General features: G+C 72.3%; 10 protein-coding genes. 6 read left to right on the forward strand and 4 right to left on the reverse strand.

Annotated features, from left to right (window positions below):
• The first annotated feature begins 78 nt into the window (after positions 1–78).
• The 3 genes from ITJ50_RS17450 to ITJ50_RS10635 are packed head-to-tail and all read left to right on the forward strand — an operon-like array spanning position 79 to position 2,033.
• On the forward strand, positions 79–972 hold the full coding sequence (locus ITJ50_RS17450; RefSeq protein WP_228500795.1) for a lytic transglycosylase domain-containing protein: 894 nt from the start codon (positions 79–81) through the stop codon (positions 970–972).
• Positions 973–984: 12 nt separating this feature from the next.
• Entirely contained in the window at positions 985–1,287 is a 303-nt protein-coding gene (locus ITJ50_RS10630) for a hypothetical protein (protein WP_042539653.1), read from the forward strand.
• Positions 1,284–2,033 carry an alpha/beta hydrolase gene (locus ITJ50_RS10635; RefSeq protein ID WP_042539651.1) on the forward strand — a complete coding sequence of 250 codons (750 nt, stop codon included), beginning with the start codon at positions 1,284–1,286 and terminating at the stop codon, positions 2,031–2,033. The genes ITJ50_RS10630 and ITJ50_RS10635 overlap by 4 nt, the downstream gene beginning before the upstream one ends.
• Before the next feature lie 88 nt (positions 2,034–2,121).
• On the opposite strand, the gene ITJ50_RS10640 is transcribed toward ITJ50_RS10635, so the two are convergent.
• A complete protein-coding gene (locus tag ITJ50_RS10640; protein WP_194590466.1) occupies positions 2,122–3,963 on the reverse strand; it encodes a hypothetical protein in 1,842 nt (613 codons plus the stop codon).
• A 184-nt stretch (positions 3,964–4,147) separates the two neighbouring features.
• On the opposite strand from ITJ50_RS10640, the gene ITJ50_RS10645 reads away from it, so the two are divergent.
• Together ITJ50_RS10645 and ITJ50_RS10650 are read left to right on the forward strand one after the other, a co-directional pair.
• Positions 4,148–5,890: a hypothetical protein gene (locus tag ITJ50_RS10645; RefSeq protein WP_194590467.1), complete on the forward strand. Its 1,743-nt coding sequence runs from the start codon at positions 4,148–4,150 to the stop codon at positions 5,888–5,890.
• Entirely contained in the window at positions 5,887–6,897 is a 1,011-nt protein-coding gene (locus ITJ50_RS10650) for a tetratricopeptide repeat protein (RefSeq protein WP_194590468.1), read from the forward strand. Before ITJ50_RS10645 ends, ITJ50_RS10650 begins: the two co-directional genes overlap by 4 nt.
• Positions 6,898–7,111: 214 nt before the next feature.
• On the opposite strand, the gene glgB is transcribed toward ITJ50_RS10650, so the two are convergent.
• The 3 genes from glgB to ITJ50_RS10665 all read right to left on the reverse strand — a co-directional run bounded on the left by glgB (position 7,112) and on the right by ITJ50_RS10665 (position 13,965).
• Entirely contained in the window at positions 7,112–9,676 is a 2,565-nt protein-coding gene (gene glgB / locus ITJ50_RS10655) for a 1,4-alpha-glucan branching protein GlgB (protein WP_194590469.1), read from the reverse strand.
• Entirely contained in the window at positions 9,673–11,673 is a 2,001-nt protein-coding gene (locus tag ITJ50_RS10660) for an alpha-1,4-glucan--maltose-1-phosphate maltosyltransferase (RefSeq protein ID WP_194590470.1), read from the reverse strand. Before ITJ50_RS10660 ends, glgB begins: the two co-directional genes overlap by 4 nt.
• Before the next feature lie 174 nt (positions 11,674–11,847).
• Positions 11,848–13,965 carry a glycogen debranching protein gene (locus tag ITJ50_RS10665; RefSeq protein WP_194590471.1) on the reverse strand — a complete coding sequence of 706 codons (2,118 nt, stop codon included), beginning with the start codon at positions 13,963–13,965 and terminating at the stop codon, positions 11,848–11,850.
• A 59-nt stretch (positions 13,966–14,024) separates the two neighbouring features.
• On the opposite strand from ITJ50_RS10665, the gene ITJ50_RS10670 reads away from it, so the two are divergent.
• Positions 14,025–15,206: a cysteine desulfurase family protein gene (locus ITJ50_RS10670; RefSeq protein ID WP_017888228.1), complete on the forward strand. Its 1,182-nt coding sequence runs from the start codon at positions 14,025–14,027 to the stop codon at positions 15,204–15,206.
• Positions 15,207–15,282 lie beyond the last annotated feature (76 nt).

The following is a 15,282-nucleotide window of genomic DNA, read 5'->3' on the forward strand; positions in this document are numbered from 1 at the left end:
CACACGGCAGATTCAAGCTCCGACCGCGATACCCGCGAGCACCTCAGCCTCCAGGCTTCCGGTGAGCGCCGCGCGGCAATGCAGCGAACCCGCACGACGGAGACGTCGGCGTTCGGGGTGACCCCGCAGGCAGCGGCGACGGGGCCGGTGGCCACGCCGAAGTCGGTCGCGGCGAACCGCGTCTCGGACGAGCGTGTGGCGTCCTTCGCCCACGACGCGCTCGTCGCCGAGCAGCGTTCCCCGAAGCAGCGCACCGCGACGGTCCAGCGCCGTACGACGCCGAAGCTGGCCAAGCCAGCCCGTGTCGCGTCGGTCAACGCCGTGGCCCGCAAGCGCGCGACGGCCCCGATGCTGTCGTTCGTCGGCGTGTTCCTGTTCGTCGGCGGGTCGCTGTTCAACCCGCTGCAGGCCGACGTGGCACAGGCCGCCGTCGACACCCCGGTGCTCGTGAAGGCCCCGGCACCCCAGCAGTACACCGCACACGGCACCTACGGCGAGGCCGCTGCCGACCGCGACGGCTACGGCGTCACGGTGCCGGCCCCGAAGGTCGTGAAGCCCGTCGTCGAAGACGACGACGCCGATGCCACCGACGCCGCCGCGGATGCCGCAGCCCCCGATTCCGAGCCGGTCTCGGCCGCCAACACGCTCGCGGCCACCGCCGCGACCCCCGACCCCGGCAGCGCGCAGGCGATCGCCCTGCAGCAGGTCACGGCCCGCGGCTGGGGCACCGACCAGTACAACTGCCTGGTCTCGCTCTGGAACAAGGAGTCCGGCTGGCGGGTGAACGCCTACAACCCGAGCGGTGCGTACGGCATCCCGCAGGCCCTGCCCGGCAGCAAGATGGCCACGGCCGGCGCCGACTGGCAGACGAACCCGGCGACGCAGATCACCTGGGGTCTCAACTACATCGCCGGCGTCTACGGCACCCCCTGTGGAGCGTGGGGTCACAGCCAGGCCAACAACTGGTACTGATCGGCTGCTCGGGTGCCGCGCAGCAATCGGCCGCGGCGTCCCCGTGGTCGCGACGTCGAGCCTGACGAGGAGTCCACCCTCGATCGGCTGATGAGTTCGTGGAAGCGCACCGAGGTCCGCCACGGTCGCGAGTACCAGGTGCAGCCGATCTCCGCCGCGTCGGCGCAGAAGGAGTACATCTGCCCGGGCTGCGGTGGCACCGTTTTGCCCGGCACCGCCCACGTGGTGGTCTGGCGCGCGGACGGCGTCCTGGGTGACGCCGCCGACCTGGCGTCCCGTCGGCACTGGCACAACCACTGCTGGAGCATTGCATGACCGAGCACGACGTGACGCACGACACCGAGATCCGCTCCGCGACCGAGCTGCCCGCCCGACGAACCGAGGTCGAGCTGGTCACGGACGACCACCTGACGCTCGTCGGGGAACTGGCCGAGCCCGCCGACGCGCCTGCCCGCGGCACCATCGTCACGCTCCACCCCCTGCCGACCGCACACGGCTTCATGGACTCCCACGTGCTCAAGAAGGCCGCTGCCCGGTTGCCGGCCCTGGCCGACATCGCGGTGCTGCGGTTCAACTTCCGATCCGTCACGTCGCCGCGCGGCACGTCCGAGGGGGGCTTCGGCGACGGCGTCTCCGAGGGCTTCGACCTGCGTGCCGCTGTCGCCGAGGTCGTCGACCGCGGGCTGCCGACGCCGTGGCTGGTGGGGTGGTCGTTCGGCACCGAGGTCATCCTCAAGCACGCACTCGAACACGTCGAGGCCGGCACCGTCGCCGGGGTCGTCCTGCTGTCACCGCCGCTGCACCGCACGTCGGACGCCGAGCTCGCCCGCTGGGCCGCCGTCGACGTCCCGGTCGTGGCGCTCGTGCCGGAGCACGACGACTTCCTGCAGCCCGAAGCTGCGGCCGCGCGGTTCGCGCTCGCTCCCAATGTCCGGGTGGTGCCCGTCGCGGGCGCGAAGCACCTGTGGGTGGGGGAGCGGTACGTGCGGATCGTGCTCGACGCGATTGCCGACCTCGTCGTCCCGGGCAGCGCACCGCTGCCGACCCACTGGCCGGTCTGAGCAACGCCCACGGCACGCCGTGCGCCCCGCCACCTGCTGCGGGTGGGGCGGCCTGGAGGCGCGTGTCGGGCCTCCGGGCCGGTGACCGTCAGCGCTCGGTCGCGTCCACGTCGTCGCGCTCGTCCGCAGCGGACGCTGCGGCGGGCGCCGTGCCGAGCAGGCCGGTCGCGTTCGTGAGGACCCCGCGGAGGTTCTCGAGGTAGCCCGCGACGGCCTCGCGCTCGGTGCGGATCGCCGCCAGGCGGTCCTCGGCCTCGGCGATGACACCGGCGGTGCGCTCCTCGGCGTCGGCGACCATCCGGTGCACCCGGTCTTGAGCGTCGGCGACGATGGTGCGTGCGTGCTCCTGCGCCTCGGCCGTGCTGGTGCGCTCGAGGTCGTCGGCTTCCTGCTGCAGACGCTCGGCTCGCTCACGGGCCTCGGTGGCGCGGCGCGTGGCCTCGGCGAGCTGCAGGTTCGCCTCGTCCAGGTACTTCTGCGTCTCGGTCACGGTCTCGTGGTGCTTCTGCAGGTAGTCCTGCTCGGCGTCGTCGCGGCGGGCCGCGAGTTCCGACTCGAGGGTCGTGCGGGCTTCGTCGCGTGCTCGGGCGATCTCGGCACGGACCTCGTCGCGTTCCTTCACGAGGGCGGCGCGGGCGGTGTCGATCTCCTGCTGCAGGGCGGTGCGCTCGGCTTCGAGCACCCCGAGCTCGGCGGTGCGGCGGTCGGCGATCTCGGCGTCGACCTCGGCGTGCTCGCGTTCGCGGCGTGCGGCGATGGCGTTCTCGTGCTCGCGGACGGCACGCTCGGCTGCTGCGTCGGCTTCGGCCCGCTCCTGCGCGATCCGGGCGTCGTGCTGCTCGAGTTCGCGGGCGATCCGGTCGGCGGTCTCCTGCACCAGGCGCGCGTTCTCGACGCGGGTCTGTTCCTCGTCGACGCGCAGCTGGGCGCGGGCTGCTTCGATCTCCTGTTCGAGGTCGGTGCGGGCCACGGCGAGTTCGCGCTCCCACTCGGCGCGGGCGGCCGCAAGCTCCTCGTCCAGTTCGCGGCGGCGGTCACCGATCTCGCTGTCGAGCTCGGCCCGCCGACGCGCGACCTCGGACTCGAGTTCGGCGCGACCGGTCTCGAGGGCCAGCGCGTGTGCCTGCTGCTCCTCGTCCCGTTCGCGGTGCCAGGCGGCGCGGCCCTCGGTGACCTCGCGCTCGAGGGCCTCGCGCCGGGTCGTCTCCTCACGGTCGAGGTCCTCGGTGCGGCGGGTGTGGTCGGCTTCGAAGACCGAACGGCGGTGCTCGGTCTCACGGTCGAGTTCGGCTGCGGCGGTGCGGGCGTCGGCGGACTCGCGCTGGGCGATCTCACGCAGCTCCGCGACCTCGTGCTCGACCTGGGCGCGCAGTGCGTTCGTCTCGCGGATGGCGACGGAGCGGACCTCGGCGGCCTCGGTCACCGCGGCACCGCGGATGGCGGCTGCCTCGTTGCGGGCGTCCTGCGTGAGCAGACCGGCCTCGGCGCGGGAGCGCTCGACGGTGTCGGCGGCTTCGGCGCGGGCACGGGTCAGCTCGTTGGTGGCGCGGGTGCGGGCGTCCTCGAGGGCGTCGCGCGCTTCTTCCTGCGCTTCGCGGACGGTGCGCTCAGCTTCGGCGCGGCTCGAGGCTCGGAGCCGCTGGGCGTCGATGTCGGCCTGGCTGATGAGCCGGGTCGACTGTTCCTCGGCGACACGCAGCGTGGACTCGAGGCGAGTGCCCAGACCGCTGTACGTGGGGGTGCCGGCTTCGTCCAGCTCGCCCTGCAGCTCGGACACGCGGGCCTGCAGGAGACGGATCTCCTTCGCGGCGTCGGCGCGGTCGTTGTTCGACTTGATGAGCTCGCGGCGCAGGTCGTTCAGTGAACGCTCCACCTCGTCGCGGCGGTACCCGCGCAGCTCGGTCCCGAACTCGGCCTCGTCGTTCGCCACGTGTCGCTCCTGGGTGCTCGGCGGAGGGCCCGGATCGGCCCGCGGTCGATTGTAGTGGCGGCCGGAGCGGGTCGTCTGAGTCCGGCGACAGCGCGGATTGATGCACTGTCCAGCGATGCTCGCTATCCTGAGTCGCTGATTCGCGCGCCGACATCCCCACCCCGGCGCGGTAGGGAGAGTGTTCGTGCGATTCGTCCTGGCGATCGTCAGTTTCGTCATCGGCCTGCTGCTCGTGGTGCTGGCGGTGGGGCAGCGGACCGTGTTCGCGCCGCCGTCCTCGCTCGTGGCCGAGAGCTCGACGACCAGTTCCGCCCCGGTGACGGTGATCCCGGGGACGACGCTCAACGCCAACCCCGGCTACCAGCGCATCAACGTGTCCGGCTCCGGCAAGGTGTTCGCGGCGTACGGCAAGACCGCCGACGTCGACGCCTGGATCGGTGACGCCGAGCACACCACGCTCCGCTTCGACGCCGAGAAGGGCTCGCTGGTCGGGTCGACCTCGGGCAGCGAGACGAGCGTGCCGTCGCCGAAGGGCAGCGACCTCTGGTACCAGGAGTACGACGGTGCCGGACAGTTCACCGTCCGCCTGCCCCAGGACGTCTCGGTCCTGGTCGTGAGCGACGGCAAGGCCGCCGCACCGAGCGACGTGTCCGTCACCTGGCCGCAGGACACCGCGACGCCGGCGGTCGGTCCGCTGCTCGTGGCCGGCGGCGTGTTCGTCCTCGGAGGCCTCGTGCTGCTCGTCCTCGCCTTCCTGCACCAGCGCCGTGGCCGCGGTCCCCGCCGTCGCAGCGGTGGCAGCCGTCCGCCGCGGGTGCGTGCATCGCGCCGTGCCGCCGCCGCCGGAGCGCAGGTGCCTCGCCCCGGTCGTCGTGGGACCCGCGCGTTCGTCGGCATCCCGGTGCTGCTCGTCGGTGCCCTGACCCTGGCCGGCTGCTCGTCGGACTACTGGCCGCAGGGCGGCGATCCGTCGCTGGCCACGCCGACTCCGACGGCCACCGCCACGGGGGCGGCGGAGCCCACCGAGCCGACCGCCGCGACCAAGCAGCAGATCACCCGCATCGTGCAGCGCGCCGCGGCCGTCGCGAAGCAGGCCGACGGGGCGCGCGACCGCGACCTGGTCCGCACCCGGTTCTCCGGCGCGGCGCTCGACCTCCGGCTGGCCAACTACTCGATCCGCGGCAAGGACTCGGACGTGAAGGCGCCGCCGGCGATCTCCGCAGCGCAGGTGTGCGTCGCGCTGCCGCAGCAGACCGACACCTGGCCGCGGACGGTCTTCACGATCGTCGCCGAGGACTGTGACGCCAAGTCGGCGCCGCAGGCCCTGACCCTGGTGCAGGACAGCGCCCGTGATCCCTACAAGGTCGCGTACGACGTGTCGCTCGAGGCCGACGCGAAGATCCCGAGCCTCGCCCCGACGACGATCGGTGCGGCCCTGCTCGCGCCGGAGTCGAAGCTCCTGACCATCCAGCCGGACCAGGTCGCGACCGCCTACGGCGACATCCTGTCGAAGGACACCGCCAGCGAGTACGCCGACCTGTTCACCACCGAGGGTGACGCACTCCGCACGACCATCGGCAAGGCGTACAAGGACAAGAAGGCCAAGGCGCTGCCGGACACGGCGAAGATCGAGTACTCGTCCGAGGTCCCCGCCGACTCCGCCGTCGCCATCGCGACGGACGACGCCGGCGCCCTGGTCTCGGCTGACCTGGATGAGATCGAGAAGGTGACCCCGACCGCGTCGGGCGCCGAGGTGAACACCGAGGGTGCCGTGAAGGCACTGTCCGGCGTCGACACGAGCAAGAAGGGCATCAGCGCCACCTACAGCGTCCAGCTGCTCTTCTACGTGCCGCCGGTCGCCTCGGATGGCAAAGTGGTCCTGCTCGGGTTCACGCAGGGCCTGACCGCAGCAAGTGAGGTGCAATGAGCAACATCCCCCCGACCCCGTCCGGGCTCCGCGGAGCCGTGGACCTGTCGTCCCTCGTCGACCGCGCACAGCGGCCGCCCCAGCCGTCCGGCGCTCCGGCCCCGGCGGGTCCAGCAGGCGGTGCCGCGCCCGGTTCCGACGTCGGCACTGCGAGCGGCGCCGGCCCGACGGTCCCGTCGCTCGTCATCGACGTCACCGACGCGACGTTCCAGGACGTCCTGGAGCTGTCGAACGTCGTCCCGGTCATCGTGGACATCTGGGCCGAGTGGTGCGGGCCGTGCAAGCAGCTCTCACCGATCCTCGAGCAGCTCACGGCCGAGTACGACGGCCGCGTGGTGCTCGCCAAGGTGGACGCCGACACGAACCCGCAGCTCGTGCAGGCGTTCCAGGCGCAGTCGATCCCGACCGTCGCAGCCGTGATCGGCGGACGCCCGCTCGGGCTCTTCGTCGGCGCACTGCCCGAGGCGCAGGTCCGCGACGTCTACGAGCAGGTGCTCCAGGCTGCCGAGCAGAACGGGGTGTCCGGTCGCGTGTCCGTCGACGGCGCAGCGGCCGACGTCGACGCGGAGCAGGGCGAGCCGGAGCCGGAGCCGCTCCCGCCGCACCACCAGGCCGCGTACGACGCGATCGAGCAGGGCGACTACGCCACCGCGATCGAGGAGTACAAGACCGCCATCCTGCAGGACCCGCACGACCAGATGGCCGTCGCCGGGCTCGCGCAGGTGTCGCTGCTCGACCGGTTGGACGGTCGGACGGCCGACGAGATCCGCGCCGCTGCTGCCGCAGGCCCGCAGGACGTCCAGGCGCAGCTCGCCGTCGCCGACCTCGACATCTCGGGCGGACACGTCGACGACGCATTCGGGCGACTGCTCGACCTCGTCCCGACCGTGTTCGGCGATGACCGTGAAGCCCTGCGCGTGCGGCTCGTCGAGTACTTCGAGCTCATCGGTTCCGAGGACCCGCGCGTCGTCGCGGCTCGCCGCCGCCTGGCGAACGCGCTGTACTAGCCGCTGCCGGGTCCGTGCGGCGCAGCAGACGCCGTCGTCACGCCGAGACGCCGCCGGATCCGGCGGCGTCTCGGCGTTTCCGCGGCGTCTCGCGGACACGACGGCGTCTCGAGCAGGACCGCCCGGACCCGCAACGAGACAGACGGGAGGCCCGGTGCCAGCTGGCACCGGGCCTCCCGTCCGTCGGTCGGTCGCGTCCTGGACGCGGGCCGGGTTACCGGGCCAGCTTCAGCCAGACGGCGCCGAGCGGCGGGACCACGACGTGCGCTGAGGCCGGGCGGCCCGCCCACGGGGTGTCCTCGGCGGTGACGACGCCGAGGTTGCCGACTCCGGAGCCGCCGTACTCGGCCGCGTCGGTGTTGAGCACCTCGTGCCACTCGCCCGCGGTCGGCAGCCCGAAGCGACGCTCCACCGGGACGCCGGAGAAGTTGACGAACACCGCGACGCGGTCGTCGCCGTCCTTCCGCAGGAACCCGAGGGTCGAGTGCGGTGCGTCGCCGCCCTCGAGCCACTCGAAGCCGTCGGCCGTCGAGTCGTGGGTCCAGAGCGCCGGGGAGTCCTTGTAGACGCGGTTGAGTTCGGCGACGAGGTCCTGCACGCCGCGGTGGCCGGGCTGGTCGAGGAGCCACCAGTCGAGGCCCTTCGCCTCGGACCACTCCGCGGGCTGCGCGAACTCCTGGCCCATGAAGAGCAGCTGCTTGCCGGGGTGCGCCCACATGAACGCCAGGTAGGCGCGCACGTTCGCGAGCTTCTGCCACTCGTCGCCGGGCATCTTGCCGTACAGGGAGCCCTTGCCGTGCACGACCTCGTCGTGGCTGATCGGCAGGGTGAACTGCTCGCTGAACGCGTAGACGAACGAGAACGTGATCTCGTCGTGGTGGTAGCTGCGGTACGCCGGGTCGCGCTGCACGTACTCGAGCGAGTCGTGCATCCAGCCCATGTTCCACTTCTGCCCGAAGCCGAGCCCACCGGCGCTCGTCGGCTGGGTCACCCCCGGCCACGAGGTGCTCTCCTCCGCGATCATCACGATGCCGGGGTACCGCTTGTACGCCGTCGCGTTCGTCTCCTGCAGGAAGGCGATCGCGTCGAGGTTCTCGCGCCCACCGTGGATGTTCGGCAGCCAGTCGGTGCGGGAGTAGTCGAGGTACAGCATCGACGCCACCGCGTCGACGCGCAGACCGTCGATGTGGAACTCCTCGAGCCAGTACAGCGCGTTCGCGACCAGGAAGTTGCGGACCTGCGGCTGCCCGAAGTCGAAGACGTAGGTGCCCCAGTCGAGCTGCTCACCGCGGCGGGGGTCGGGGTGCTCGAACAGGGCGTAGCCGTCGAAGCGGCCGAGCGCCCACTCGTCCTTCGGGAAGTGCCCGGGGACCCAGTCCATGATCACGCCGATGCCCGCGGAGTGCAGGCGGTCGATCAGGTAGCGCAGGTCGTCCGGTGAACCGAAGCGTGCGGTCGGGGCGTAGTACCCGGTGACCTGGTAGCCCCACGAGCCACCGAACGGGTGCTCGGAGAGCGGCAGGAACTCCACGTGCGTGAAGCCGGTGTACTCAATGTGCCCGATGAGCTGGTCGGCGACCTCGCGGTACGACAGGCCGGGGCGCCACGAGCCGAGGTGCACCTCGTAGACGCTCATGGGGGCGTCGTGCGTGGTGGTCTGCGCACGGCGCTCCATCCACGCGGCGTCGCCCTCGGACCACGTGTACGTGGACTCGGTGATGACGGAGGCCGTCGCCGGCGCGATCTCGGCTTCGCGGGCGAACGGGTCGGCCCGCTCCACCCAGCCGGAGTCGGTGAGGATCTGGAACTTGTAGCGCTGGCCGACGACGGCACCGGGCCAGAAGAGTTCCCAGACACCGAGGTCGCTCAGACGGCGCATCGCGGTGGTGCGGCCTTCCCAGCCCTCGAAGTCCCCGATGACACGCACGGCGGTGGCGCGCGGTGCCCAGACGGCGAATGCGACCCCGTCGACCCCGTCGACCGTGCGGGCGTGTGCACCGAGGTGCTGCCAGAGCTGCTCGTCGCGGCCTTCGCCGAACAGGTGCAGGTCGAGCTCGCCGAGCGTCGGGGCGAACCGGTACGCGTCGTCGGTGGTCCAGGTGGCGTCGTCCTCGTCCGTCGACGCGTCGTAGTCGTACTCCGACTCGACGCGGTACCGACCGAGCGTGTCGGCCGTGGCGCCGGCCCAGAGCCCGTCGCCCTCGTGCGTGAGCTCGATGTCGTCGCCGTCGGGGCGGACGAGTCGCACCGCGCGAGCCAGGTGGCGGACGACGCGGACGCTCGTGCCGCCGTCGACGGGGTGCGGGCCGAGCACGTCGTGCGGCTGGGACCACCGGCCCTCGGCCACCTGCAGGCGCAGCCAGTCCTCGATCGGTGCCGGGCGCGGGTCCGTGGCGGCACCGGCAGTGCCGACGGCCGGGGCCGGGGCATCGGCCGGAGCCGGGGAGGCGGCAGCGGCGCCGGGGGCGACCGGGGCGTCGACGGACGCCGGACGGACGACCGGTGCCGAGCCTTCGGTCGGGGCCTGCGGGTCGTCCGACGACGAGGCTGCCGCCACGGACGGCTGCCGCGGGTGCGTCGGGTCGGCGGGGTGTCCGGCGAGCGTCGCGGACTCCGCCACGCCGCGGTCGGGCGCCTCGCGCTCGGCCGGAGGGGCACCGGGCAGGTCCTCGGCGGGAGCGGACACCTTCGGCTCGTAGCGCGGCACGGCCGGCGGCGGAGGCGGTACCGGCGGCACGGCCGGTCCGCGCTTCGTGGGGTCGGTCGGTTCGGGGGTCATCGGTGGGGTCCTTCCACGACGAGCAGGTGCACGGGCTCCTGGAACGCGTCCAGGCGGACGTAGTTCGACGCGCCCCAGGTCCAGCGCTGACCGGTCACGACGTCACGGACGTCGAACAGGCCCTCGGTCGGCAGACCGAGTGCGGCGAGGTCCAGGTGCACGGTGGTCTCACGGGCGGAGTGCGGGTCGACGTTGGCGACGACGATCACCGTGTCGGGCCGACCCGACCGGATGAAGTCACCCGACAGGTGCTTCGAGTAGACGACGATCGCCGGGTCGTCAGCGGCGTGCACGTGCAGGTTCCGCAGCTGTCGCAGCGCGGGGTGCGCCGCCCGGAACCGGTTGAGCATCGTGACGTACGGGGCGAGGGACGCGCCCTCGGCCTCGGCCAGTGCGAAGTCGCGCGGCTTGTACTCGTACTTCTCGTTGTCGATGTTCTCTTCGGAGCCCGGTCGTGCGACGTCCTCGAACAGCTCGTACCCGGCGTACATGCCCCACGTCGGCGCACCGGTGGCGGCGAGCGACGCACGCACCTTGTAGCCGGCTCGGCCGCCGAACTGCAGGTACTCGGTGAGGATGTCGGGGGTGTTCACGAAGAGGTTCGGGCGCAGGTAGTCGCTCGTCTCGTGCGAGAGCTCGGTGAAGTAGTCCTCGATCTCGTCCTTGGTGTTGCGCCAGGTGAAGTACGAGTACGACTGCTGGAACCCGGCTTCGGCGAGCGCGCGCATCATCGCCGGGCGGGTGAACGCCTCGGCCAGGAACACGGTGTCGGGGTGCTCGTCGCGGATCTCACGGATGACCCGTTCCCAGAACCACAGCGGCTTGGTGTGCGGGTTGTCGACGCGGAAGATGCGGATGCCGAAGGCGATCCAGTGGCGCAGGACGCGCTCGACCTCGGTGACCAGGCCCTCGGGGTCGGTGTCGAACTGGATCGGGTAGATGTCCTGGTAGCGCTTCGGCGGGTTCTCGGCGGTCGCGATGGAGCCGTCGGCGCGCTGCGTGAACCACTCCGGGTGCTGGGTGACCCAGGGGTGGTCGGGGGAGCACTGGAGCGCGAAGTCGAGCGCGACTTCCATGCCGGTGTTCTTCGCCGTCTCGACGAAGTCGCGGAAGTCGTCCTCGGTGCCGAGGTCGGGGTGGATCGCGTCGTGCCCGCCTTCGGGGGAGCCGATCGCCCAGGGGCTGCCGGGGTCGTTCGGCCCGGGCGTGAGCGTGTTGTTCGGCCCCTTGCGGGCGGTGGTGCCGATGGGGTGGATCGGCGGCAGGTAGATGACGTCGAAGCCCATCCGGGCGACGGCGGGCAGGCGGCGGGCCGCGGTGCGGAAGTCACCGCTCTTCCAGGAGCCGTCGGGGTTCTTCTTCGCGCCTTCGGAGCGGGGGAAGAACTCGTACCAGGCGCCGACGCCGGCGCGGGTGCGTTCGACGTCGAGCAGCTGGGTGGCGGAGTGCGTGCGGAGCGAGGTGAGGGGGGCTTCCTCGACCTCGGCGACGATGCGCGGGTCGTCGACGGCGGCCAGGCGTTCCGCCGGGTCGAGGTCGGTGTCGCGGACCCGTGCGGCGGCGCGTGTGGCGGCGGGGGAGCCGGTCTCGTCGGCCAGCCGGTCGAGCAGCACGGCGCCGTCGAGCAGCGTCGCCTCGGTGTCGACGCCGGCTGCGATCTTCAGGCGTGCGCCGTGCAGCCAGCTCGCCCAGTCGTCGGAGTACGACTCGACGTGCCAGGTCCAGACGCCGACGTGGTCGACCTGCACCGTGGCGTCGTAGCGGTCGGTGCCGGGGGCACCGAGGGTCATGGGGACGGTGCGTGTTCCACCGTCTGGGCGTTCGAGGACGAGGTCGGCGCCGATGATGCCGTGTCCTTCTCGGAAGACGGTCGCACCGAACGTGATCACCTCGCCGTCGAATGCCTTGCCGGGGAAGCCGTTCGGCGTCCTCGGGGCGAGCTCGGTGATCGGGATGCGCCCGATCTTCGGGCGTCGGGGTCGGTCTGCGGTGGCCACGGAAGCGACGCTACCCGGCGGGCGGCTCCGCGTTCCCCGGATTCCGCCCACTGTGGAGGGGCCGGGCGCGCCGTGGACCCTGTGGAGGACCGGACGCAAGGCCTGTGGCGGGGCCGCCACGAGCCTTGCGTCCGCCTGTCGGTCGCTGTGCCCGGCCGCACCCGCCTGCTCGCGCTACGCCACCTCGAACAGGTGGATGCCGGGGCCGTAGGCGGTGAAGACCTGCCCGGCGGGACGGAGGCGCTCGTGGTCTCGGTGCTTCTCGCTCGACCAGGCCAGGCGGTACCCGAGGACGTCCTCGCGCGCCGGCAGGGTCAGGTCGCGGGTACGGCCGCTGCCGTGCACGACCACCAGGACGCGGTCGAAGGGCTCGTGCTCCGGTGTCGACTCGACGAAGTACTGCAGGGCGCGGTGCACCGGCTGGTCCCAGCCCTCGATCGTCATCGCGTGCCCGTCCGGTCCGTACCAGGACATCCGCGAGGCCCCTGGTGTCTCCTGGCCCTCGACGCCGAAGCGGGTGGGCCGGAGTGACGGGTGCGCCTGCCGGAACCGGGCCAGCGCGGCGACGGCCTCGGTCATCGTCTCGGCGTCCTCGTCGTCGGACCAGTCGACCGGGGTCAGGTCGTCGGACACCACGTAGGCGTTGTTGTTGCCGTGCTGGGTGCGGCTCCGCTCGTCGCCGGCGGTGAGCATCGGCACCCCGGCGGACAGCATGAGCGTCGCCACCATGTTGCGCATCGACCGGCCACGCGCGGCGCGGACCCCCCGGTCGGCGGTGTCGCCCTCGATGCCGTGGTTGAACGAGCGGTTGTCGTTCGAGCCGTCGCGGTTGTCCTCGCCGTTGGCCTCGTTGTGCTTGCCGTCGTACGACACCAGGTCGAGCAGGGTGAAGCCGTCGTGCGCGGTGACGAAGTTGACGCTCGCCAGCGGGCCGCGGTCGGCGCCGAAGACACTCCTCGACCCCGACAACGCTTCAGCCAGCTGGCCGATGCCGGTCTGCGGCAGGCCGGTGCGGCGCTCCTCGGCGATGTCGGTGAGCCAGAACTGCCTGACCGTGTTCCGGAAGCCGTCGTTCCACTCGCTCGTGCGGTCCCCGGCCGCACCGAACGCCCCGGTCTTCCAGCCGTCGGGGCCGACGTCCCACGGCTCGGCGACCACCAGGGTGTCCTGCAGGTCGGGGTGGTTCCGGATGCGTTCGAGCAGTGGGTGCGACGGGTCGAACCGGTGCTCGCCGTCGCGGGCCAGGGCGGCCATCAGGTCGAAGCGGAAGCCGTCGACCTGCACCTCGCGCGCCCAGTACACCAGGCTGTCGACGATGAGGTCCGCGGTCGCCTCGACCGAGGTGTCGAGCGTGTTCCCGCACCCGGTGGTGTCGTAGTAGCCGTCCCGGTACGGCGAGGCGGAGTGCGCCCAGCGGTACCGGTTCGCACCGTCGATGCCGCGCAGGCTCGTCGTCGGGCCACCCAGGCCCTCTTCCGCGGTGTGGTTGTAGACGACGTCGAGGACGACCTGGATGCCGGCCTCGTGCAGCAGCCGGACCATGCCCTTGAACTCGCGCAGGACGGCGTCGGCACCCTGCTGCCGGGCCGGTGCCGAGGCGTGCGCGGCGTGCGGGGCGAAGAACCCGAGCGTGTTGTAGCCCCAGGCGTTCTGCCGGCCGGCGTCGCGGAGCCACCGCTCGGTGTCGAAGGCCTGCACGGGCAGCAGCTCGAGCGTGGTGACGCCGATGCGGTGCAGGTGCGCGATCGTGCTCTCGTGTGCGACCCCGGCGTACGTGCCGCGCAGGTGTTCCGGCAGGTGCGGGTTCGCTGCCGTCAGGGTGCGGACGTTCGCCTCGTAGACGACGGCGCGGTCGAGCGGGACCTGCGGCTTCACGACGCCGCCCCAGTCGAAGGCGTCGTCGACGACGACGCTGGTCCAGCGCGGGCCGGCTGCTTCGTCGTTCCCCGTCGGCAGGATGCCCCGCGCGTACGGGTCGAGCAGCGGACGCGTCGGGTCGAACTCGTGCCGCGGGCCGACCGGGCCGTCGACGAGCAGGTGGTACCGGTCGCCGGGCACGACCCCGGGGACCTCGCCGGTCCACACGTCCGTGTCCGGCACGCGCTCGAGCGGGTGTCGGGTCGGCCGGCCCTCGGAGCCGTCGGAGCGGTCGGTCCCGTCCGCGCCGTCGGCGCTTCCCGCGCTCGTCACGACCAGGACGACGCCCGTCGCCGTCGCGGACCGCAGGGTGAACCGGGGGACGGTCCCGCCCAGGGAGAACCCCGGCGTCAGGTCGATCGCTGTCTCGTGCACGCGACAAGGGTACGAGGACCGGCGCGTATCCTGGACACTGCTCGATCCAGGGGGTGCATTTGTCGGTCTACCTCGACCACGCCGCGACGACGCCGATCCTGCCGGAGGCGCTCGCCGCCTTCACCGATGCCCTGGGCACCGTCGGCAACCCGTCGTCCATCCACAGCGCCGGTCAGCGCGCGAAGATGCTGCTCGAGGACGGCCGCGCCGCCGTCGCGCGCTCGCTCGACGCCGACCCGGTCGAGGTCGTGTTCACCTCCGGCGGTACCGAGAGCATCAACCTCGCCGTGAAGGGCCTGTTCTGGGCTCGCCAGCGTGACCGTCAGCGGCCCCGCATCGTCGTCCCGGGCGGCGAGCACCACGCCACCGTCGACACCCTGACCTGGTTGGAGACGCACGAGGGGGCCGTCGTCGACGTGGTCCCGTTGGACGCGCAGGGTCGCGTCGACCTCGCCGGACTGGAGGCGCGGCTCGCCGACGCCTCGGACGTCGCCCTGGTCACGTTCCTGTGGGCGAACAACGAGGTGGGCACCATCCAGCCCGTGTCACGGATCGTCGAACTCGGGCACGCCGCCGGCGTGCCCGTGCACAGCGACGCGGTCGCCGCCTACGGCCAGGTGCCCGTGTCGTTCGCGGCGTCCGGCCTCGACGCCCTCAGCGTCTCCGCCCACAAGATCGGCGGGCCCGTCGGCATCGGTGCGCTCGTGCTCGGACGGAAGGCGACCGTCGAACCCCTCATCCACGGTGGTGGGCAGCAGCGGCAGGTGCGGAGCGGCACGCAGGACGCCCCTGCGGCTGCGGCCTTCGGCGTGGCGGCCGGCGCGGTGGTCGCCGAGCCGATGCCGCACCCGGCGCTCGCCGCCCTGCGGGACCGCCTGGTCGCCGGGGTGCGTGCGGCCGTCCCGTCAGCCGTGCTGATGGGGGACCCCGTCGACCGGCTGCCGGGCAACGCGCACTTCACGTTCCCCGGGTGCGAGGGCGATTCGCTCCTGTTCCTGCTCGACGCCGCCGGGGTCGCGGTGTCGACCGGATCGGCGTGCCAGGCCGGGGTGCCCGAGGCGTCGCACGTGCTGCTCGCGATGGGGCTGTCGGAGCAGGACGCCCGCGGTGCGCTCCGGATCACACTCGGGCACACGACGACCGACGCCGACGTCGACGCGTTCCTGGCTGCGCTGCCGGATGCGGTCGCGCGGGCCGGTGCCGCGGGGATGGCGTCGCGGGAGCCGCTGCTCGGGCGGTAGGGCCTCTTCCGTCGGGCTGGATGCCACGGGGCACGGTTGCGGTGCTGGACATCGTTCTGCTCCTGACGTCGAGAGC

Source organism: Curtobacterium sp. VKM Ac-2889 (assembly GCF_015350855.1).
Lineage (GTDB): Bacteria > Actinomycetota > Actinomycetes > Actinomycetales > Microbacteriaceae > Curtobacterium > Curtobacterium poinsettiae.